This is a genomic window from Spirosoma fluminis (assembly GCF_054778895.1).
On sequence record NZ_BAAGZD010000010.1, the window covers coordinates 71,889 to 93,738 of the forward strand.

General features: G+C 53.4%; 21 protein-coding genes and 1 riboswitch. Of the genes, 7 read left to right on the forward strand and 14 right to left on the reverse strand.

The window, feature by feature from the left end; translation table 11 throughout:
* Position 1 precedes the first annotated feature (1 nt).
* Both ACYVBJ_RS13910 and ACYVBJ_RS13915 read right to left on the reverse strand, forming a co-directional pair.
* Positions 2-1,015, reverse strand: a complete 1,014-nt coding sequence (locus ACYVBJ_RS13910; RefSeq protein WP_460982911.1) for an FAD binding domain-containing protein — start codon at positions 1,013-1,015, stop codon at positions 2-4.
* Positions 1,012-1,548, reverse strand: coding sequence for a (2Fe-2S)-binding protein (locus ACYVBJ_RS13915; RefSeq protein ID WP_460982912.1), 537 nt, complete (start codon positions 1,546-1,548; stop codon positions 1,012-1,014). Before ACYVBJ_RS13915 ends, ACYVBJ_RS13910 begins: the two co-directional genes overlap by 4 nt.
* Positions 1,549-1,728: 180 nt before the next feature.
* Between ACYVBJ_RS13915 and ACYVBJ_RS13920 the strand changes: the two genes are divergently transcribed.
* The gene (locus tag ACYVBJ_RS13920; protein WP_460982913.1) at positions 1,729-2,301 is read left to right on the forward strand and encodes a Pycsar system effector family protein; all 573 of its coding nucleotides are present in this window, start codon (positions 1,729-1,731) and stop codon (positions 2,299-2,301) included.
* On the opposite strand, the gene ACYVBJ_RS13925 is transcribed toward ACYVBJ_RS13920, so the two are convergent.
* The 9 genes from ACYVBJ_RS13925 to metE all read right to left on the reverse strand — a co-directional run bounded on the left by ACYVBJ_RS13925 (position 2,298) and on the right by metE (position 12,016).
* A complete protein-coding gene (locus tag ACYVBJ_RS13925) occupies positions 2,298-3,419 on the reverse strand; it encodes a hypothetical protein (RefSeq protein WP_460982914.1) in 1,122 nt (373 codons plus the stop codon). The genes ACYVBJ_RS13920 and ACYVBJ_RS13925 overlap by 4 nt on opposite strands.
* Before the next feature lie 153 nt (positions 3,420-3,572).
* Positions 3,573-4,517, reverse strand: coding sequence for a sugar phosphate isomerase/epimerase family protein (locus tag ACYVBJ_RS13930; RefSeq protein ID WP_460982915.1), 945 nt, complete (start codon positions 4,515-4,517; stop codon positions 3,573-3,575).
* Positions 4,518-4,548: 31 nt separating this feature from the next.
* Positions 4,549-6,396 carry a glycoside hydrolase family 127 protein gene (locus ACYVBJ_RS13935; protein WP_460982916.1) on the reverse strand — a complete coding sequence of 616 codons (1,848 nt, stop codon included), beginning with the start codon at positions 6,394-6,396 and terminating at the stop codon, positions 4,549-4,551.
* Positions 6,397-6,511: 115 nt separating this feature from the next.
* The gene (locus ACYVBJ_RS13940) at positions 6,512-7,210 is read right to left on the reverse strand and encodes an NUDIX hydrolase (RefSeq protein ID WP_460978473.1); all 699 of its coding nucleotides are present in this window, start codon (positions 7,208-7,210) and stop codon (positions 6,512-6,514) included.
* A gap of 48 nt (positions 7,211-7,258) precedes the next feature.
* Positions 7,259-8,470, reverse strand: a complete 1,212-nt coding sequence (locus ACYVBJ_RS13945; RefSeq protein ID WP_460982917.1) for an alpha/beta hydrolase family protein — start codon at positions 8,468-8,470, stop codon at positions 7,259-7,261.
* A 159-nt stretch (positions 8,471-8,629) separates the two neighbouring features.
* Positions 8,630-8,983, reverse strand: coding sequence for a hypothetical protein (locus ACYVBJ_RS13950; protein WP_460982918.1), 354 nt, complete (start codon positions 8,981-8,983; stop codon positions 8,630-8,632).
* The gene (locus tag ACYVBJ_RS13955; protein WP_460982919.1) at positions 8,980-9,384 is read right to left on the reverse strand and encodes an acyl-CoA thioesterase; all 405 of its coding nucleotides are present in this window, start codon (positions 9,382-9,384) and stop codon (positions 8,980-8,982) included. The genes ACYVBJ_RS13950 and ACYVBJ_RS13955 overlap by 4 nt, the downstream gene beginning before the upstream one ends.
* Positions 9,374-9,610, reverse strand: coding sequence for a cysteine-rich CWC family protein (locus ACYVBJ_RS13960; RefSeq protein WP_460982920.1), 237 nt, complete (start codon positions 9,608-9,610; stop codon positions 9,374-9,376). The genes ACYVBJ_RS13955 and ACYVBJ_RS13960 overlap by 11 nt, the downstream gene beginning before the upstream one ends.
* A 78-nt stretch (positions 9,611-9,688) precedes the next feature.
* Entirely contained in the window at positions 9,689-12,016 is a 2,328-nt protein-coding gene (gene metE, locus ACYVBJ_RS13965; protein WP_460982921.1) for a 5-methyltetrahydropteroyltriglutamate--homocysteine S-methyltransferase, read from the reverse strand.
* Positions 12,017-12,175: 159 nt separating this feature from the next.
* A riboswitch (cobalamin riboswitch) is annotated at positions 12,176-12,392 on the reverse strand.
* Between the two features lie 322 nt (positions 12,393-12,714).
* On the opposite strand from metE, the gene ACYVBJ_RS13970 reads away from it, so the two are divergent.
* The 3 genes from ACYVBJ_RS13970 to ACYVBJ_RS13980 are packed head-to-tail and all read left to right on the forward strand — an operon-like array spanning position 12,715 to position 14,848.
* Positions 12,715-13,209, forward strand: a complete 495-nt coding sequence (locus ACYVBJ_RS13970) for an RNA polymerase sigma factor (protein WP_460982922.1) — start codon at positions 12,715-12,717, stop codon at positions 13,207-13,209.
* A gap of 13 nt (positions 13,210-13,222) precedes the next feature.
* Positions 13,223-13,843, forward strand: a complete 621-nt coding sequence (locus tag ACYVBJ_RS13975) for a hypothetical protein (RefSeq protein ID WP_460982923.1) — start codon at positions 13,223-13,225, stop codon at positions 13,841-13,843.
* A 21-nt stretch (positions 13,844-13,864) separates the two neighbouring features.
* Complete coding sequence (locus ACYVBJ_RS13980; protein WP_460982924.1) at positions 13,865-14,848, forward strand: alpha/beta fold hydrolase; 984 nt, start codon at positions 13,865-13,867, stop codon at positions 14,846-14,848.
* 9 nt (positions 14,849-14,857) lie between these two features.
* On the opposite strand, the gene ACYVBJ_RS13985 is transcribed toward ACYVBJ_RS13980, so the two are convergent.
* The 3 genes from ACYVBJ_RS13985 to ACYVBJ_RS13995 all read right to left on the reverse strand — a co-directional run bounded on the left by ACYVBJ_RS13985 (position 14,858) and on the right by ACYVBJ_RS13995 (position 17,389).
* Complete coding sequence (locus ACYVBJ_RS13985) at positions 14,858-15,349, reverse strand: DUF1772 domain-containing protein (RefSeq protein ID WP_460982925.1); 492 nt, start codon at positions 15,347-15,349, stop codon at positions 14,858-14,860.
* A 131-nt stretch (positions 15,350-15,480) separates the two neighbouring features.
* Complete coding sequence (locus tag ACYVBJ_RS13990; RefSeq protein ID WP_460982926.1) at positions 15,481-16,854, reverse strand: NAD-dependent succinate-semialdehyde dehydrogenase; 1,374 nt, start codon at positions 16,852-16,854, stop codon at positions 15,481-15,483.
* Between the two features lie 55 nt (positions 16,855-16,909).
* Complete coding sequence (locus ACYVBJ_RS13995) at positions 16,910-17,389, reverse strand: MarR family winged helix-turn-helix transcriptional regulator (RefSeq protein ID WP_460982927.1); 480 nt, start codon at positions 17,387-17,389, stop codon at positions 16,910-16,912.
* 177 nt (positions 17,390-17,566) lie between these two features.
* On the opposite strand from ACYVBJ_RS13995, the gene ACYVBJ_RS14000 reads away from it, so the two are divergent.
* The 3 genes from ACYVBJ_RS14000 to ACYVBJ_RS14010 all read left to right on the forward strand — a co-directional run bounded on the left by ACYVBJ_RS14000 (position 17,567) and on the right by ACYVBJ_RS14010 (position 21,767).
* A complete protein-coding gene (locus tag ACYVBJ_RS14000) occupies positions 17,567-18,676 on the forward strand; it encodes an HlyD family secretion protein (RefSeq protein ID WP_460982928.1) in 1,110 nt (369 codons plus the stop codon).
* Between the two features lie 105 nt (positions 18,677-18,781).
* On the forward strand, positions 18,782-20,362 hold the full coding sequence (locus ACYVBJ_RS14005) for a DHA2 family efflux MFS transporter permease subunit (RefSeq protein WP_460982929.1): 1,581 nt from the start codon (positions 18,782-18,784) through the stop codon (positions 20,360-20,362).
* Between the two features lie 73 nt (positions 20,363-20,435).
* Positions 20,436-21,767 (forward strand): TolC family protein, encoded by a 1,332-nt coding sequence (locus ACYVBJ_RS14010; RefSeq protein ID WP_460982930.1) that lies wholly within the window; start codon positions 20,436-20,438, stop codon positions 21,765-21,767.
* The last annotated feature ends 83 nt before the right edge of the window (positions 21,768-21,850 follow it).

The following is a 21,850-nucleotide window of genomic DNA, read 5'->3' on the forward strand; positions in this document are numbered from 1 at the left end:
TTTATTCGGTTGGTTCGAGTTTAGCCGCCTGGCCCAATGCCCGGACAATGGCCCGTTTGGCCAGTTCAATCTTGAAATCGTTGTGCCCGTACCCGCGAGCGCCTGCCAGCAAGGCGTCGGCAGCCAGTCGAAAGGTTTCGTTCGTGGCGGGTTTATCAATTAGTAGAGCTTCGGCCTCGGGTTTGCGCCAGGGCTTGTGCGCTACGCCCCCCAGGGCTATCCGGGCATCGGTAATGATTTTATTGTCATCTAACTCCAGGGCCGCAGCTACCGATACCAGCGCAAAAGCATAAGAAGCGCGGTCGCGTACCTTAAGGTACATGTGGTGATCGGGAAAGCCTTTCGGGGGTAAATCAATAGCGGTTACCAGTTCGCCCGGTCCTAACGTATTATCGTACTGTGGTTGATCGCCCGGCAGCCGGTGGAAGTCCGCAATGGATACGGTACGTTCGCCATCTGGCCCGGTGATCCGGATAACTGCTTCGAGGGCAGCCAGGGCCACGGCCATATCCGAGGGGTGGGTTGCGATGCAGTGTTCGCTGGTGCCCAGAATGGCATGAATGCGGTTATAGCCGCCCAGTGCCCCACAGCCCGAGCCGGGTTGCCGCTTGTTGCAGGGCATGGCGGTATCATAAAAATAATAGCAACGCGTGCGCTGGAACAGATTGCCCCCGTTGGTTGCCATGTTACGTAGCTGGGCCGATGCCCCCGCCAGAATGGTTTGTGACAGTAACGGGTAGCGCTGCTGAACGAGCGGGTGGTAGGCCGTATCGGCATTGGTGACCAGTGCGCCAAGCCGCAGGCCCCCATTCTCCAGCTCATCAACGGTCGCTAATGGCAACCGGTTAATGTCGACAAGCTTGTTGGGCCGCTCCACATTCTCTTTCATCAGGTCGATGAGGTTGGTACCCCCGGCGATGATTCTGATTTGTCCATCGTGCTCCATCGACTCAGTAACGAGCTCGCTAACGGCCGCGTCGACTCCTTTCGGACGAGTATAGGTGAATGGGTTCATGGCTCGGATGGGGTCTGGTTTAGTTGCATTACCTCACAAATGGCGTCGACAATGTGCGGATAGGCTCCACAGCGGCAGATGTTGCCACTCATCAGTTCACGCACATCAGCCACCGTTTTCACCTGCCCCTCACTGATCATTCCCACCGCCGAGCAGATCTGCCCTGGGGTGCAATACCCGCACTGAAACGCATCGTGATCGATAAACGCCTGCTGTACAGGATGAAGCGGCCCATTGTCATCCGGAGTCAGGCCCTCTATGGTCGTGATTTCGTAATCTTCCTGCATAATGGCCAGCGTCATGCAGGCATTGATACGTTTGTCGTTCACCAGCACCGTACAGGCTCCGCATTGCCCATGATCACAGCCTTTCTTGGTGCCGGTCAGGTTGCAGTATTCCCGTAAGGCATCGAGCAGGGTTGTCCAGGGCGCAACCGTAAGTTGCTTTTGTTGGCCGTTAATGGTTAACGTAATGGATTGGGTTGGCGGCAGCGGGTCGGGTCGCTCGGCGCGGGGAGGGGCGTCAGTTAGCATAGTTTAACGCTGAGGTTGAAAGAGTTCTATACGTAAACTATTACCTGGCGGTTTGTCTGCGTAAAACAAGCGTATGTTATTTTATGGACGTACTCCTGGACTTTATTGCGGAATTGGACGGGCTCGCAGTGCCCTGAATTCTAAAAATCCTGCTACATTATACCCGCAAAAAGTACCCGTATGGAGAACGCAGAAAAAACAAAGAAAGACAAGAAGGAAAAACCCAGCCGAACCATCGAGACCATGTTTCGCACCACGCTGTCGAGCCATGTTCAACTAAGTGGAATGGCCGATAAGAAAGCGGGACTGATGATTTCGATCAATTCGATTGTGCTTTCGGTCATGACTTCGTTTCTGGTGAATAAGTTTACCGAAATTCCTTATCTGATTATTCCGACCAGCCTGATGGTGATTGTGTGTCTGGTAACGATCACGTTTGCGCTGCTGGCCACCAAGCCGACAACGCGGTCGCAGAAGAACCTGCAGGCACCCGTTGATCAAAGTCAGATTGATCCGCTCTTTTTTGGGGATTACCTGACAATATCCGCCGATAGTTACCGGGCTCACATGAAAGAATTAATCGCCGACGAGGAGTTGATGTATAATACCATGCTCGACAACATCTACGCGCAGGGGCGGGTACTTTCCAGGAAATACCGCATGCTGACCATTGCCTACACCATTTTCATGTACGGCTTTCCGGTAGTTATCCTGAGTTACCTGATTACGTTAGTTCTGTACCAGTGGCATTAATTCAGCCCCCGGATGGTAATGACGTGCTGCGTGTTTAGTTTACCCTGATCAATGAACTGCGCCTGGACCCGTTCCTTATCCGTGATCTGCCGGTAAAAATCATCCAGATACGCGATTGTCCGCTTTATATAGGTCTTATCGAGGTATTTGTTCTGCTGGTACAAAGCGTAGATGGCCGACTTCTGGGCAATGAACCGGTCAAACACCTGCCGAAACATCACTTCCGGATAAACGTAACCCCGATACAGCCGCTCCCGAACGGACTGAATATTCAGTTGCTCGGCAGGCTGGGCATAGGGCGCTTCGACAATGCCGGCGTGGTCGAAATCGTACGGAATGGGAATGGGTAACAAAACGCCTGGCTTTCTAACCAGCTTAATGTTGTGCAGAAACGGCACGGACCAGTCGGTGTTGCCGATCATGTATTCGAACACGGCAACGGTAGCCATGTTGACCGAGTCAATAGTCGCCATGTTGAGCTTTTTTGTCTCGATATGGGTCGTGCCATTTCGTTTCGCCACGGACGCGGCATCTTCGAGCAGGAAAGCGAATTTGGTTTGAGGGGATCGTTTGCCGGTCGAGTCTTCGTAGGTAACCTGCGCCAGACGTGCCTTAAAGCTGTGGTCGGTCAAGAGATTATATATCTGATAGAGAACGTATTCACGAACAACAAAGTCTTCGTTCTGACAGTGCGTAACGAGCTTTACTCTGTTCTGATTCGCGAATAGGGTGCTTTTTCCTTTTTTCTTGGGAAAGTCAATCAGCAGGGGCGGAAACGAACAGTTGTTAACGTTGCGCCGGAAATTGCCGCGCACTTTTAGCTTAACCGGCAAACTGGCTGCGCCAGCATCGCGGCCATGCACCAATACGCCCGAATGGTTGACGGGTGTATCCCCCCGGTCTTTCAGCAGCACCCGCATGTTTGTCCGCAGAGTGAGTTGTAGCAGCTCGTCGCTTTCGAAAAGTGGCTCACGCTTTGCCTTAGTGGAGTCGGTTCCCGAATGGATGGGTTTATCGGAATTGTGTCGGGTGGTAGGCGTTGGAGTGGTGGGACTGATGGTCAAAAAGCCGCTCGTCCAAACGCTCAGGACGAAGGTAGCCAGCGAAAAAAGGCGCATAACGAAATTCCAGATAGTCAGCAGTACAGGATGGTTAAAGATACGCAAAGCGAGTCAAATAGTGGCCGTGTGACCAAGTGACACCGTTACCTTGTAGGATCATCTAAGCAGATCAGTCTGCAGATACAGCCGACTAATAGCGTCGACTAGTCATTAAGCGGCCTGCCAGAGTTGTTTCAGCTTTGCCAAATCACGTTTCATGGCTTCGAAAACTAATTTTTTGTCAACAGTAATGCGGTTCGCGCCGTTCTCGGCTCCACCCAGCGGATATTCCAGATGAACCGATATAGGCACCTGAATCTGGTATTTTTTTAAAAGCTGAAAGTAGGTAGTGAAGTCGATCATACCGTCACCGATGGGCGTGTTTTCGACTTCCCACCGCCCGTTTTTCTTTGTCCACCGAAAATCTTTCAGGACAATGGTTTTGACGCGGGATTCAAGCAAACGCAAGCCGTTTTTCCAGGAAAGGCCCCCTTCAACGGTCGCGTGGCGAATGTCATATTGCACACCCGTATGTTGCGGATCGGCATTTTTCAGCATCTCCCAGATTTCCCAGACCGAGCCGCCAACCAATTCGCCGGAGTGGTTCTGATAACAGCCGACTAAGTTCAGTTCTTTGTTCAGTTTGCCCAGGCCAATCATTTTCTGGGCGTACGCCTGGAGCGTTTCCGGCATCGACTTATCAGGTAAATACCGGTACCAGTTCATGCGATAATACCGGAAGCCTAGTCCGGCGGCTGTTCGGAGCAGGCGCTGGTCAGTAGTGTCGGCGCTGTCGCCCACCGCTGTCGTCATCATGCTGGTTGATAGACCGGCTTTCTTGACGGCGTCGACCACTTTAGGTAAATCCGTCTCGACTCGGTCGGGCAGTACGTGGCCATTCGGACGGACCGTCCAGTCTAATCCGTCAAACCCAAGCTCTGCAGCCACCGAAGCGGCATCGGTATAGGCCAAGAATTGAAGGTGTTTGGAGAAGATGCTGAATTTAGGCATCTCAGCCGTGGGGCCAGTTGAGGCAATGATTTGGTCTACCGGCAGGAGCGGCAGCGCAGTGGCCAGGGCCGACTGCTTTATAAATTCTCGACGGGAAGGGTTCATGATCAAATGCAGTTTAGCCGGGTATAGGAGCTTATTTCCAGTCGAGCCATACTTTCATGCGGCCCGGCTGGCGGTTATCCCAGGCGTAGTACGGAATCAGGGTATACGTACCGGCTTGATTTCGGGCCTGAATGGCAGTTATGCCATCCAGCAGATCAGGGCGGTTCTGCATCACAAAGGTCGTTTGCGCCGACAGTGTCGCCTGATCGAACGCAGCCCCCTTAGTATCTGCCTCTTCCAGACAATACACCAGTGGACCTCGTTGCACCGCTCGTTTGCCAGCATCGGCCTTAACGCGTGGGTCAGCGGCCACTACGTCTATGGGCATATCGAGCGTTAACGTAACGACGTCGCCTTTCTTCCATTTTCGGTTTACAACCAGATAGCCTTTGTCAACATTGGCGTTTACGGCTTGTCCGTTCAACGTGGCTGTGTACTTCTTGCACCAGCCCGGAATACGCATTTTCACGTCAAAGTTGGCAGCCTTGTCTGGGTTGATTGTCAGTTTGATAGTGCCGTCCCAGGGGTAGTTCGACTGCTGCGAAATCTGAACAGGGTGTCGGTTGATCTGGGCGGTGGTTTCGCTGCTGACGTACAGGTTTACCCACAAGGCATCTTTGGAGGTGTTGTAGACATAACCGCCCAGCGAAGGAAGCAGGCGCGATACGTTGCTGGGACAGCAGGCCGTTCCGTACCAGGGCTTACGATGATGATTACCCGGCGAGGCCAAAGGATTGACGTAAAAGAATAGCTCACCGGAAAGCTGGACACCGGCCAACGCTGCATTGTAGAGTGACCGTTCCAGTACGTCGATGTAGCGGGCGTCGCCGGAGTACAGATTCATGCGCTGGTTCCAAAGCACCATCCCCACCGATGCGCAGGTTTCGCAATAGGCCGATTCATTGGGGAGGTCATAGTCTTCCGTGAACCCTTCGTTGTGTACCGAGGAGCCAATACCTCCCGTTATGTACATGTTACGTCCCACAACGTCGTCCCAAACGCGCCCAGTAGCCTCCATGTACCCCCGGTCGCCGGTTTCGGCGGCTACGTCGGCCATGCCGGTGTACAGATACATGGCCCGCACGGCATGGCCTTTGATGTCGGTGATCTGGCGCACGGGTACGTCGTCCTGGCAATAGCGCGGTCCCCACGCCTTATTATCCCAGATGGCTCCTTTGCCAAAGCCTTTGCCGCGTTGCTCCAGATACCAGTCAGCAAGCTTCAGATAGCGGTCATTGTGCGTAGCGTGATAAAGCTTAACCAGCGCCAGTTCGATTTCCTGATGCCCCGACACCCAGGGGCGGTTGGCTAACCGGAACGTACTGTCGATGTGATTGGCGAACCGGGTGGCTACGTCCAGCAGCTTACGTTTGCCGGTTGCGTCGTAATAGGCGACGGCGGCTTCGAAGAGATGCCCGGCATTGTAGTCCTCGTGCTTTTCCATATCAGTCCAGCGTTTGCTGAGGTCGCCGAGGGTGTAATACGTATTGAGGTAACCGTCGGGCAGTTGGGCCGAGGCAATCTTATCGATCCATTCGTCGGCTTTCTGTTCGAGAGCAGCGTTGCGGTTCGTTTTCAGTGTATATGCCATGCCCTCGATGACTTTATACACATCAGAATCGTCGAAGTAAATGCCTTCGTGTTTACCCGAGCGGGCAGCGGCTTTCTCGAAGTTCCGGATGCGGGCGGTTTTCCCTTCGGTCTGTTCAATACAAACGGGCAGCGTTGCCGTTTGCACCCGTTCGATACGTGGTCGCCAGAACTGATCGGAGATTGTGACCTGCGAAAAATTAACTGGCCGGATGCCCCGCTGTGCTTCCGCTGATCCGGCTGCCAGCAGCAGGCTTGTCAGGGCCAGATAAAGACCGTTGTTTTTCATAGAGTTTAAGCTTTCCATTGATCCGCAGTACGTAATCTAAAAAGAAAAGCAGGCTCCACAACTACCGGTTTGGTCTGTATCGAACGTAACGTACTTACGGAACGGAGATCGTTGCTTACACGAGTGTGGGCGATGAAATAAAGTTCAGGAAGGCGTGCTGCTGTTCGCGGTACTTTTCCTGATCCAATGAATACAGCAGCCCTTTCTTCGTCACTGATTTGTCGTCTTTCTCCCCCGTCCGGACGAGCAGGTTGGTCGACAGGATTTTTCGGCTGAAATTTCTCCGGTCCATGGGCGCATCATAAATGGCTTCGTAAAGTTTCTGGAGCTGCGGTAACGTAAACTTTTCGGGAAGCAGCTCAAAGCCAATCGGATGGAGAGCCGCTTTGTAGCGAAGCCGTTGCAGCGCTACCGAAACCATCTCTTCGTGATCAAAAATCAACCTGGGGTGATCGGTCAGGGGTAACCAGTAAGCGTTGTTACGTCGGGCCAGCTCTTCGTTATGGTGCTCAATATTAATGAGGGCGAAATAGCCGACGGAGAGCGTACGTTCGGCGGGGTCGCGGTCAACCCGGCCAAACGTCTGCAACTGCTCCATGTAGACGTTCTCAAGCCCGGTAAGTTCGAAAAGAATACGCCGGGCGGCTTCTTCCAGATCCTCTTCCCGATCCAGAAAACCACCCATCAGTGACCAGTTGCCACGTTCCGGTTCGAAGTTTCGCTTGACGAGCAGCAGCTTCAGCGTTTCGCCGTCAAACCCAAAAATGATACAATCTAACGCAACCGAAATACGGGAGGAATCGGAGTAAGGCATCGATGTCGGCAAAAAAATTCTAAATAGAAAGGACTACTGCCCGACCGCTTACCGCTTTGCGCTGAAAAATTGATACGTACCCAACAGAAAATCGCTGATGCCATCGCCGTGATCTTTGCCTTTGAGAGGAAAAAACTCGACCGGCGCACCCCGTTTCTTCATAGCATCGTTCGCATCGACGGAATTGAGGTAAAATACCTGCCGATCGGCGTCACCGTGGTAAAGTTGGGTTGGCGTACGGGGCTTCCAGTCGTAAATATCGTTGTCCTTAACCGCGTTCAGAAACTGTGTATCGGTCCCGGCATTAACCCCCGCCCGGAAGCCATCGGTGAGTGATTCGTTGAAACTGATCGGAATGTTGCTGCCAAACGGGTCACGCTGAACGGCGGCTGCGTAGGGTTCGTTGAAATAATAGGTTAGTGGCCGATTAAGACCATACACCCGGTTGTACGTCGATAAAACCATTGAATACAACCCGTTGTACTGCGCAATGCCGTGCGTTTTCTGGTTGAGCAGCGTATTCATGAAGGCCGAAACGTGGTAAGGCCCGGCTCCGCAGCTGGAAGCAACGAGGTTAAACTCGGTTCCGGTTTCCTCTTCGATCTTCTTTTGCAGGGCCATGGTCGCATACCCACCGAGTGAATAACCGGCAATAAACAGCTTCTCATTCCAGTTCACCTTTTCCTGCTTGAGAAACTCCCGTGAAGCCCGAATCATATCCAGTGAGGTCGAGGCCAGCGTAGCGCGGTGTATGTAGGGGTGGGGCAGGTTTTTGGATTCGCCATAGCCGATAAAATCCGGCAGCACCATGATGAATCCGTTGGAGGCCAGCAGCGAACCCGTAAAATAGGTTTCACTGCCTTCGTTATTGTAAGACGGCGCATCGGCGTCGGCTCGGATGGTACCATGCTGCTCGCTGACCATCGGAAAGCCTAAGGTTTTATCGGCAGGGTTGGGAATAACAACGGCTCCCGATGCCTGAACTTCGGTTCCGTCGGTGTTCCTGGTTTTGTAAACGAGCTTGTAGACCTTTACGGGGTGGTTGAGCAGGAATGAAACAAAGCCACCAAGCTGACTGGCCTGACCGGTAGTGAACCGGCTGGTCAGCTGGCTCTTGGAGTATTCGCCCAGCAACGTACTGCTGACCAGGTATTGATTGGTGGGGGTTGGTTGGGTGTCCGTGTTTTGTTGGCAACCGGCGAGCCAGCCAGCCCACAGCAGCAGGCAGACAAGACGTATGGTTAAGCGAGAGGAATGCATAAGGGCGTTGTTGACCGACGTAAGGTCCGGTTTCAACAGCGAAAATAAGTCTTTATATCAAGTCTACCACCTACTGCTTCTCATTCCTCGGGGCTCTATACGTTGATGGTAACGTTCGGAACGTAGCCGGCGAAAACGATACGTAGCGTACACGGCTGATTACACAGGCCCGCCGACGCCTTTCGTGCTGTACTCGACAGTATCGAGCAGGGCCTGTAGGTGATGGAATTCATCCGCAGCCAGGTGATGACCCCATTGACTCAGCTGTTCCCGGAACTGATTCCAGCGATCGCCCGGCAGCACAATGAGTTCAGTTGTAAAGTTTACCTGGTCAGCCTGCGTTTCGGACTGAGTGAGGTCCGTGAAGGCAGTCTGCCGAATAACCAGATGCGGCTTTATGGCTGCGCTGATTTTCTGGAGCAGTTCTTCCCGAACGAACCCATCCAGAATCGAAGCGGGAACGCGTCCCGACGTATCGGCTTTTTTTAAGTGAACAGACGCTTTGTATCTCATGCTAAAACGCGGATGGGAGTTCGGGATTCGTCTACGGCCACAAACGTGAAGGAGCCGTGAATAGCCCGGTGGCGTTCCAGGGCGTACATTTCCTCTACGTAGATTTCTACCCCAATTCGTATGCTGGTGTTGCCAACGTGTTCGACGCGCCCGACCAGCTCGATGATCGTGCCGGCCGGAATAGGCTGGGCAAAATTGATTTTATCGGATGAAACCGTCACCATCCGCTTGCGGGCGAAGCGGGTAGCGGTGATAAAGGCAACCTCGTCCATGAGTTGCAGCGCCGTACCGCCGAACAACGTATCGTAATGATTGGTCGTGTTGGGGAAAACAGCTTTGAAAATGCGGGTTTCGGCAGCGGCAATTCGTTCTGCTACTGACTTCAAATCGTTAACGGCCATGTAATAAGCGGTTTAGGTTCTGCTGATGGATCGTCTGATTATACTCGGTTCGCACCGTCAACAAACAATCGCTACACAAGCAGCCCTGATACATTGAACTAACGTACTGTTGCTGAGCGTCGGTCAGCCGGATGGATTGACACTGACACAGATTGATGCTGCCTACCTTGCACTCGAAGATGCGCTGGCAGCGTGGACAGGCCATGTGGTCATGCTTCGGGATCATAAATTCGCCGGAAAAAGGTGACTGGGTAATAAAGGCAAAGACGGTCTTCTGCCGGATTGGGCAGAAGACCGCCTACTGTTATACCGACTCTGCCACGACCTCACGAGCCGCCTGGGCCGCTTGCACCATGTTTTTCAGCGCTTCGGTGGTTTCCGGCCACCGTCGTGTTTTCAACCCACAATCGGGATTGACCCACAAATTGCGGGCGGGTAAAACAGTAGAGGCTTTTTGAAGCAGCTCGACCATTTCTTCCACCGTGGGCACGCGCGGACTGTGAATATCATAGACGCCGGGTCCAATTTCGTTGGGATACGCAAAGCGGGCGAAGGCATCCAGCAGCTCCATTTGGGAGCGGGATGTTTCGATGGTAATGACATCGGCATCCAGATCGGCAATGGCCCCGATAATGTCGTTGAACTCCGCGTAACACATGTGGGTGTGAATCTGGGTATGGTCCTGCACACCCGATGCTGCTATCCGGAAGGCCATAACCGCCCAGTTGAGGTAAGTCGCCCAGTTTTTCCGGCGAAGGGGAAGACCCTCCCGCAGTGCAGGCTCGTCAATCTGAATAATGCCGATACCGGCCGCTTCCAGATCAGCCACTTCATCATGAATGGCCAGGGCGATTTGCAGACACGTATCCCGCCGGGGCTGGTCGTCGCGCACGAATGACCATTGCAGAATAGTAACCGGTCCCGTAAGCATCCCTTTTACGGGTTTCTGGGTTAGTGACTGCGCGTATTGCGCCCAGCGAACAGTCATGGGTTGGGGCCGCTGTACGTCGCCATAAATGATCGGAGGTTTCACACAACGGGACCCGTAGCTTTGTACCCAGCCGTTTTCGCTAAAGGCAAAGCCATCGAGCAACTCCCCAAAATATTCGACCATGTCATTCCGCTCAAACTCGCCGTGCACCAGTACGTCCAGGCCAACGTCTTCCTGCCAGCGGATGGCCTGTTCTGTTTCCGCCCGGATGAAGGCTTCGTATTCCTCCCGCGTTTTTTCGCCTTTTTTGAACTTAGCCCGATTGGCCCGCACCGCATCGGTCTGCGGAAATGAACCAATGGTCGTTGTAGGAAACATCGGCAACTGCAGCCGTTGGTGTTGCAGGGCCTGACGCTGGGGAAAGGCATTCGACCGGTTGGCGTCCTGCTCACGGAGTTGACGTAAGCGTTGCTGCACTGCTGGTCGGTTAATCTGACTTGACTGCTGGCGAGCCAGTAAGGCGGCTTGATTGACGGCCAGTACGTCGGTGGCCTTCTGATTCGCTGGCTCCAGGCTAAGCGTCGTCAAAATAACAACTTCGTCGAGCTTCTGGCGGGCAAAGGCCAGCCACTGTTTAGTATCGTTCGTCAGGCCTGTTTCCTGCGTTTCAGTCGCCAGGTCACAGGGAACGTGCAGTAGCGAGCAGGATGGTGCAATCAGAACCCGCTCGGCACTAATGGCCGTCACCACGCGCTGAATCGTTGCCAACGAGGTCGTCAGGTCATTAATCCAGATGTTCCGACCATCGACAACGCCCAGTGATAAAGCGGTTTTCCGGTGAACAAAATCAGTTTTTAGAATATCGTCCAGCTGGGTCGGGCAACGGACCAGATCGAGGTGCAGCGCGTCAACGGGCAGTTGGAGAACCAGATTCAGGTTCGCACCGTAACATTCAAAATAGCTGGCCAACAGCAGATTCAGCGCCGGGAATTGATTGCGCAGACGCCGATAAACCATATCCAGCATTTCGCGCTGGTGCACTGTTAAATCCAGGGACAGGCAAGGCTCATCGAACTGAATCCAGGTGGCACCAAGTTGCTGTAAGCGGCTAAGCAGCTGTTCATAAACCGGTACCAAACGGTCGAGTAAGTCCAGCCGGTCGAAGCCCGCTTCCTTCTCTTTGCCCAGCAGCAAATACGATACGGGACCTAACAAAACGGGTTTGGGCGTGGTCGTCAGGGTTTGCCGAGCTTCTTCGAAGTCCGTAAAGACTTTTTCCGAAAGCAGCGAAAACGACTGATCGGCCGAAAATTCAGGAACGATGTAATGGTAGTTCGTATCGAACCATTTTGTCATCTCCATCGCTTTCAGATCCAGTCCATCCTGCTGGTAGCCCCGGGCCATAGCAAAATAAAGACTCAGATGATCGGGCTCCGGTTTGTCGAGCAGCGGTTGAAATCGCTTCGGTACCGCACCGACGGTCAGGGACATATCCAGTACCTGATCGTAGAACGAGAAGTCATTGCAGGGAACCAGCGAGATGCCTGCCTGCTGCTGAGTCAGCCAGTTGTCCCGGCGTAGCTGCCGACCGACATGCTGAAGCTGCTCAGTGGTGATTTTGTTGGCCCAGAACTGTTCACAGGCCTTTTTGAGTTCGCGGTGGCTACCGATTCGTGGATAGCCGAGATTGTGTGCGATCATGTTGTAAATAAGATAAAATGGTTGATCGCGTTCGATGCCGAACTCCATACGCCTACCACTCGATCTGTTCTGTACACTACATGACACACCTGACCCGGCCTCGCAAAGAAGCAGGAATGAAGTAAGTCAATCGTGATGAAACCCAATCGCGTGTGGGCGTAATCAGCAACGCTAAAGGCAAGTCTCCTGGCTTGTGACGGTATCTGCCGTCCTTCTCACCCCAGGGCAACGGCGAACCGCTGGTGGGACAATGGACATCGAGGGCAAACCCTTTTTTAACTAGTCACTGACAGTAGCAACGTCTGCTCGTGATTCTCACACGATTCCTTTTTCATTCCCTGAACCTCTCAGGGAAACCATTAGCATGTTTGACGGAAAACAAAGAACGTTGAAACAAACTAACCGCATTCTGGCGGCAAAAACAAGGTGTCACCTGTCAATCAGTCCATCGGATTGGTTCGCCCCATTCAACCTGGCGCGATAAGCAGGTCAGCGTGAAGCGGATAAACGAGTGAACAGTTACTGCAACTCAGGCTAGTGACAGATCCAATTGGCCGTTCTCATGTTACGTTACAACACACGAACAAAGTGGGCTTCTCTGACGGGTTAACGGGTAATCACTACTTTTTTTTCGTTCGGTTGTAGTTTTTTAGTCGGGTCGGTTACTAACTAAGAAACAGCAAACGGAATCCAGCACAATGGCTACATCCTCCGAGAAAATCTTTCTTGAACACCTCAACCGGCACATCGGCATTGCGTACAAAATAAGCCAGGCATATCAGCCCGACGCAGATGAACGGGCCGACCTGCTTCAGGAAATGATTTATCAGTTGTGGCGGTCGTATCCGTCTTTTACGGGGCAGTCGAAGTTTTCGACCTGGATGTATCGCGTTTGCCTGAACACCGCTTTGGCCGACCGGCGAACTGCCCGCAATCGACAACACGAACCATTAGCGGCTCGCCATGAGCAGGTTCCCGACCCACCACCGGATGACCAGCAGGAGGCAATTCAATGGCTCTTCGACGCGATTGCTACGCTCTCACCCCTCAATAAAGCCATTATGCTGCTGTATCTGGATGACCTGAGTTACGAAGAGATCGCCAGCATCACCGGACTGTCGAAAGTCAACGTGAGCGTCCGGCTAGTCCGTACCAAGAAAGAATTAGAATCACGCTTAACGGCAAAATCATAAACCAACCTAACCGATGGCAACACTGGATGAATTGAAGAAGAAGTGGAATACGGACGCACCGAGCCCATCGGCATCCGCTCCGTATGATCAGGCGGGTTTACTGGCGATCACCAGGGCGAGAAGTGCCCGGCAGGTCAACCGTACCATCCGGTATTTCTGGGCATCGCTAACGCTCCAGATCATTGTCTACGGCTTACTAAGCCACCTGTTTATCCGATTTTGGGGTGTTTCGACCGTTCAATGGCTGTGCCTGGCCGGGGTACTGCTCTACCTTCCCTTTACGATCGTGCTGATGCGGCAGTTTAAGCGGGTTGCCCTGGCCAGTCCTGTCCAGACGGATACAGACGTTTCTGTTCAGGCCCGTATCCAACAGCAATACAACAGCCTGACAGCATTTTACCGGTTCAAGCGAAGCTATGAATACGTGCTCGTTCCGCTGAGTACGGCCCTTGGCGTGTGGTTGACCTTTATGCTGTTCGTGCCAGGGGGAGTGTTGCAGCATCCAGCCGGAGCGGCTGTGACTTATCTAGTATCCCTGCTGAGTTGTGTCTGGGCGATTCGACAGGAGAACCACAACCAGTTTAAACAGCCGCTGCAAAATCTTGAAAAGATTCTGAATGAGTTTAATCAATAAACTTTCATCCCATTAATGAACATGAAAACATGGCTTATTCTGGGCCTGGTGGTAAGCTTATGCTCGTGTGGCACCCTGAAGCAGGGGCATAAGGCGTCTCAGCGTCAGGCAGGACTGGTCAGCAGCAACGGCATCACCTTGGCCTACGAACGCTTTGGTTCTCCTGAACAGGAAGCCATTCTACTGATTGCGGGGACAAATAGTCAGTTGACGGGCTGGTCTACTGCTTTCTGCGACTATCTGAGTCGCCAGGGTTACCAGGTTATTCGGTTCGACAATCGCGACGTGGGACTTTCTACTAAGTTTACCCAGGCAGGCTTGCCCGATTGGGCGGCTATCGGTCAGGCGTTGCAGGCTAACCAGCCGCCACCGATTCCTTATTCGCTAGATGATATGGCCAACGATGCGGTTGGCCTGCTGGATGCGCTGGCCATTAACAAGGCTCATGTCGTCGGTGTATCGATGGGTGGCATGATTGCCCAACGCCTGACTTATAACCATCCCCAGCGGGTTGTAACGCTGACTAGTATTATGGCGGGTGGCGGTAAGGCCGGGTTTCCGTTGGTTGCCAAACCGGAGGTCTTAGCCAGTATACCGGCACCGGGGTCACCGGCCGACACGGCGGCTTACATCCGGCGCGAAGTAAAGTCATTGATGGTGCTGAGTGGCACCATTTATCCGATGGATTTTTTATCCGCACAAACCTTGGCTAAGGCAGATGTCCGGCGATCGTATTACCCGGATGGGCTGAGTCGGCAGGGAGCCGCTTCGCTGGCGGGTTTCTATGCAGGGCGGGAGCGTCAATTACAACGTATTAATGTACCTACCCTCGTGATCCATGGTAGTATCGATCCGCTCGTTACCCCCGATGCCGGACGCGACGTAGCAACGAACGTACCGAACGCTCGATTTGTGCTGGTTGAAGGCATGGGCCACATGATTGCCCCGGCGCTTACTACCCAGGTAGCCGATCTGATCCTGAGTAATGTACGAAAGAGTCATTAACCGACTCGTTCAGGCGTGCAGGGCAGTAGTCAGCCAAAATGCCCTCAGGGCACATAGCCAGGCCAGTAGCGTAAGCGCATTTCGTACGTAATTGAAACCAAGCCACAAGCTCACCAGCCGATTGACTGTGGAAGAAGGGAGTTGATCGGCCGTTTGCAGCTTAATGGCAGTGGGAATAAAGAACGTGAAGGTGCCAATTCGTTCGAGCAGCGTGATCAGGGCTGCGGCCATCCACCAACCCTGGACCGGCGGTTGCGACTGCCACGCAAAAATCAGGTTCGCCAGGGTAAGCAATGTAAGCGGTATCGTTGTGACAAACGCCCAGAATTTTCTTCCCGAATCGGTTTCGCTCATAACCTGCGTATTGACCCGATAACCGGATCCGGCAGATCTAGGAAACCACAGGGGAAGAATAATTTTCGTCTCATACAGGCCAGCCCCAAAGGCTACGCCCAGGTTCAGGATAAACAGTGGTAACAGCAGTTCGACAATATAATGCATGGCGGCAGTAACTAGGTTAGTACGTATTTACACGTCTCAAACCTAAATGCTTACCGAAACGGATACCGTTAAGCGAGAGTCAGTCTATTGAAATCCAGGATAAACAGGGTGAATCAGGCGATGAATTTCGTTTACTGTTTCTCGACCCAGACGGTTTTGATGTTCACGAACTCCTTGATGCCTGCCTCGGAGAGCTCACGGCCAAAACCAGACGTTTTGATACCACCGAACGGTACGCGCGCGTCGGACCGCATTAAGCCATTCACGAATACCGAACCGGCTTCAAGCTGGCGCGCGAGCCGGGCGGCTTTGTCCAAATCCTGCGTCCAGATGGCAGAGCCTAAACCGTAGTTCGACTGATTAGCCAGCCGGATGGCGTCGGCCTCATCCTTCGCTTCGATTAAAACAGCGAGTGGGCCAAAGGTTTCCTCGTCAAATGCCACCATGCCGGGTGTTACGTTGTCCAGCAGCATTGGCTGAACGTTGCAGCCCGACCGTTGCCCACCGGTTAGGAGCGTAGCACCTTTAGCGACCGACTCACGACATTGCCGTTCGATAGTATCGGCCAGATCGAGTCGGGCGAGCGGACCCATCGTCGTTTCTTCGGCCATCGGATCGCCCTGGCTGATTTGCTGGATCTGCTGAAAAACCAGTTCCGTAAACGATTTTTTGACTGATTTCTCCACAATGAACCGCTTGGCCGCTATGCAGCTTTGTCCGGCGTTTTGCATTCGGGATTTCACGGCCACTTCGGCGGCTTTTTCCAGGTCAGCATCTGCTAAAACGACAAGCGCATCAGAACCGCCTAACTCCAGTACCGATTTCTTGATCTGGCGACCGGCAATACTCGCTACCGACGCGCCTGCCCGGCCGCTGCCGGTTAACGTAACGGCCTTCACCCGGCGGTCCTTCAAAAGTCCTTCCACGGCGGGCGTATCGATGATCAGCGACTGAAAAACACCTTCGGGTACACCCGTTTCGCGGAAGGCTTCTTCGATCGCTTCTGCGCAGCCGAACACATTAGGCGCGTGTTTGAGCAAGCCCACATTCCCGGCGATCAGACCCGGAATCGCAAAGCGCATGACCTGCCAGAACGGAAAATTCCACGGCATAATAGCCAGTACCGCGCCCAGTGGCTGATACGTAATGACACTGCCTGCTGCCGGGCCGTTCGGGTCATCGGCCTCAATGGATTGGTCGGCCAGGAACCGCCCGGCATGATCGGCGTAGAACGTACAGGTTGCGGCACATTTCTCGACCTCAGCGATGGCTTCTTTGAGCGGTTTTCCCATCTCGGTCGTAATCAGCTCGCCGTACCGTTGTTTGCTGGTGGTTAGATACGCCCCGACTTTGCGCAGATAACCGGTGCGGGCTGATAATGACAAAGCCGACCAGTCCGCGAAGGCCTGGTCGGCTTGTTGCAACTTACGCTCGACCGTAGCTTCACTGTCGGCGCGGTAGTTGTTGATGTTCTGCTGCGTGTATGGATTGACGGACGTAAACATGGCATGAGGCTATAGATTTGAACTGATCTATGCTGTTCATACACCAGATCCCCTCTTATTGTTCTTCTTTTTCCAGTTCAATCACCAACTGAGACATCGTATCAATAACCTGTTCCATGCGTTCGTAACCAACAATGGCGTCGAACTTATTGCGGGCTTCCTGCATGCAGGCTTCCAGGGCAACGAACAACTGCTTGCCCCGGTCATTCAGGAAAATAATGCTCGACCGGGAATCGGTGGGGTTCTTTTGCGTATAGATATAGCCTTCTTCCTCCAGCAGTCCAACGATCTTACTCATCATCTGCTTGGTTACGCAGGCCCGCTTGGCCAGTTCGTTATTAGTTATCCCATGCTCATCAATGTTCGACAGAAACATCAGATAACTCATCTTAAAATCGGCATAGCCGCGAGCGTGCAACCGCGGTTCTATATAGTTGCTGGTGAAGCGTTTAAGCCGCCAGAACAAACGCCCTATCGACCGCTCCCGTATGAGCCGGAACTGGTTAAAATCAAAGGAATTGTTATCTATTTCCATGATTATAGAGCAAAATAAAAAATCTTAAAACAATTCTTAGTTAAAGAAGGTACAAATATAGTCAACCTTCTTGACTTTATAGTCAACCAAGTTTACTTTTGCCGACCCATAGTCAAGCAGGTTGACTACACGGTTTGTTCATCTAGAAAAGAGGCCTATACCTCATCGCTACTGAAAATGGCAACGACAACACAAGAAATGGCAACCACAGACGAGAAAAGTGGGATTCGGACATATCTCCCACGTATTATTATTGCGCTCGTTTTACTGGTCGGCGGCTACTTTGGTTATCAGGCTTTCCGCCATGGCCAACAGTACGAATCAACCGACAACGCACAGATTGAAGGCAATTCGGCACCGGTACTGGCGCGTGTAGCTGGCTACGTCCAGTCGGTAAACGTCGATGATTATGCAACGGTTAAAAAAGGGCAGTTGCTGGTTACAATCGACCCGCAGGAATACGATGTGGCCTTAGCGCAGGCCGAAGCTGATTATCAGCAGACGCAGGCCGATCTGCAAAATGCCCAGGCTGATCTGCAAAACGCCCAGGCGAATGTCCGGAACGTAGCGCAGAACCTGCGGGTTGCTCAGTCGAATGCAGAGGTGCAGGCCTCCCGTCGCGACAAAGCCCAGCGCGATTTGCAACGCGATCAGAACCTGTACAAGGAGCAGTCGCTGACGCAGAAGCAACTGGAGGATTCCCGGAATACGGCCGACGTGCAGGCCCGTCAGTACAACACAAACGTTGAGCAGATTAATCTGGCCAGAACGTCGCAGGGCGTAGCGCAGGCGGGCATTGCCAAAGCCCAGGCCAACATTCAGAAAATTCAGGCGGTACTGAAAGTGAAACAGGCCGCCATTGATAATGCCAGGCTTCGGGTCGGCTACGCACGGCTGGCTGCTCCGATCGATGGTAAGATTGGCCGTAAGAACGTAGTGGTAGGCCAGTACGTACAGCCCGGTCAGAACTTGTTCACGATTGTCGCCGACTCTACCTTCTGGGTGGTGGCAAACTTCAAGGAAACCCAGCTCGAACACATGAAGCTCGGTCAGGAAGTAGACATCAAACTCGACGCCTACCCCGACCTGGCCATTAAAGGACGCGTCGCTTCCTTGTCAGAGGCTACCGGTGCCCGCTTCGCCTTGCTGCCCCCCGATAACGCATCGGGCAACTTTGTCAAAATCACCCAGCGGGTACCCGTTAAGATCGAGATCCTGAATCCCGAAAAGTACCGGAACGCACTTCGGGCAGGCCTTAGTGTAGATGCGGAAGTAAAAGTTCAGTAATGAGGAGTTAGGAGCGGGAAGTGGGAATGGCTGATGTCTCTTACAGTCAAGAACTAACTGTTGTATTCTCACTTGTCGCTCTTAATGACTAACTCCTTCTAAACTATGGCACAACCAACAGGATTTCGCCGGTGGATCGTCGTCGTTACGGCCATCTCAGCGGCCATTATTGAATTAATCGACACGTCTATCGTCAACGTCGGCCTGACCGACATTGCCGGTAACCTCGGCGTAACGATTGAGGACGTATCGTGGGTAGTAACGTCCTATGCCGTTGCGAACGTGATTGTTATTCCCATGACGAGCTTTCTGCAGCGCTACTTCGGGCGGAAAAACTATTACATCGGCTCCATTATTCTCTTCACCATCGCTTCCTACGGCTGTGGCTTTGCAGATAACCTGTGGACGCTGGTCGTATTCCGGTTCTTACAGGGAATTGGCGGTGGGGCCTTGCTGTCCACTTCGCAGGGGCTGATGTACGACGCCTTTCCGCCCTCGCAGCGGCCGGTAGCGTCGGCGTTGTTTGGCATGGGCATTGTGCTCGGACCAACGCTGGGGCCAACACTCGGCGGGTACATCATCGATAATTACCACTGGAGCTGGATGTTCTACATCAACGTACCGATTGGTATTGTCGCGGTGTTGCTTAGCCTGGCCTATATCGACAAAAAAGAAGACGAGATTAACATCAACCGCAGGGCGATCCCGATCGACCAGCTTGGTATTCTCCTGCTGGCCGTTGGCGTGGGCAGCCTGCAGTACGTACTGGAGCGGGGCGAGGCTGACGACTGGTTCGACGATTCAATCATCTTGTACCTCACGGTAGCCGCCGTCATCGCTATTCCGCTGTTTATCTGGTGGGAGTTGCGCGGGACTAAAGAACCCGTGGTTGACCTCCGAACGCTGAAGAACCGCAATCTGGCCATTGGGGCCATACTGGTCGTAGTGGTGGGTTACGGGCTATTTACCTCGGTGCTTCTGTATCCGTTGTTCGCCCAGCGAATTGTGGGGCTGACCGCCACCCAGACAGGTAAGCTCCTGATGCCCGGTGGGCTGGTCACCTTACCAATGTTTGCCCTGGTTGGTCGACTGTTGGCGAAGGGCGTATCGCCCCGGCTGATTGTTATCGGCGGCTACGTGGCTTTCGCGGTCTTCTGCTTCACTATGTCCACGTATAACGCGGACACCTCGAATGGTGATTTCGTTACGGCGCTCATCGTACGGGGTATTGGCCTGGCCTTTCTAAACGTACCGCTCATCAACCAGTCCGTGTCGACGCTGGAACCCCGGCAGCTCCCGACGGGCATTGCCATCGTGAATATGATGCGGCAGATTGGGGGTGCCTTCGGGGTTGCCATTACTAGTACGTACGTAACGCAGCGTTCAGCCGTGCACCGGGGCGATCTGGTGGCGAACCTACGCCCGGAAAATCCGCTGTTCACTGACCGGCTTAACGCACTGACTCAAGGACTGACCGCTCGGGGCGTAAATGCCTTTGATGCGGTAACGGGCGCTTACCGAAACCTCGATCTGATCATCACAAAGCAGGCCCTGATGATCTCCTACCTGGATACGTTCCGGCTGGCGGGACTGTTTTTTGTCGTTACGTTCCCGCTGTTGTTTTTGCTGAAGAACAAAAAAATGGATGCGGAGGCCGCTAAGGCTGTCGCCGATGCCGCCCACTAAATTGAAGCGGCATGTACCTAACGACCTTTTCGTACAGGTCTGTCGCATACAGAGAACTGAACACGCACTGACAATGAAATCAAACCATTTTATTATAGTTACGCTGCTGGCGGTTGGCGCGGCCAGGGCGCAGAACCAGCCAGTAACGGTACCCGATGACCTACGGACGCTCGTTCAGCAGGCGACTACCAACTACCCGGTGCTGAAACAGCAGCAGGAGCAGATTCGGTCGAGCGAACTACGGGTCGATGTGGCCCGGACAGCCATGCGGCCAAACGTTGGCCTCAACGGTAGCTACACCTACATTACACCCGTGCCGCAGTTTGCCGTGCCCCTCAACGGGCAGGAGGTCGTGGCTAAACTGGCACCCAACAACAGCATCAATACCAACGTAGCGGTTGGGCAGACGATTTACGACTTTGGCCGCACCGAAGCTGCTATCCGGCAGGCGCAGGATAATGTGCAGGTGCTGCGTCGGAGTCTGGAGATAACCCAGCAGAATCTGGGTTATCAGGTAGCCGCGGCCTATTACGGAATTGGCTTTCTGCAACGGAGTCTGGCCGTTCAGGATTCGGTTATTAAAACGGCTGGCGCAAACGTTCGGCTGCTGACCACACGTCTGCAAAATGGCGACGCGCTGGAGTACGACGTATTGACGCAGGCGGTACGTGTCAAAACCGCGCAGAACCGCCGGATCGAGATTCAGAACCTGCTGGAACGGCAACTAGCTACGCTGACTTTTCTGACCGGTAATGCAAACCCGGATGTGAGCCAGGCGATTCAGCAGTTTGATCTGGAATCGGTAAACAACGTAACAACTCAGCCCTTTACGCTCGACGGTGATTTGTCGGCTGTGCTGGCCGGTAATAAAGAAGTGCAACTGGCTCAGGATCGCCTTCGGTCGGCCGAAACCGATATTCTGGTTAGCAACCGGGCGGGTAAACCCAACATTGGGTTCAGTGCCAATGCGGGGTACAAAAATGGATATCCGCTGAACGTTGAGCAGTTACGGGCTAACTTCGCCGGTGGGGTGGCGGTGTCGATACCGTTGTATGCGGGCAAACGCTACCAGCTGCAGAATCAGGCCGCGCAGGCGAATCTGAACGCGAGCCGCTACGCCGTTGAAACGGCCAACGCCCAGCTTCGGCAAAGTATCGCCCAGCTCAACGCCGACATTCGCAGCAACCAAACGCGCCTGGCTAACCTCGAAACGCAGGTGTTACAGGCGCGTAAAGCGCTGCAAATAGCCAACGCTCGCCTACGTAACGGGGTAATCACCAACGTTGAGTTGCAAAGTGCTGAAACCGGCGTTGAAGAAGCCGAACTCGGCCGCCTGAACTTCAAATACCAACTGCTGCTCAATCAACTGGAACTGAAGCGGTTGCTGGGCGAGAATTTGTTGTAAAGATCAAGTAGGTTCCCCTCCCGGCCTCCCCTAGGAGGTTAGGAGGGGAAATGATTCGGTAGGTATTGATTTCGAATACTAAA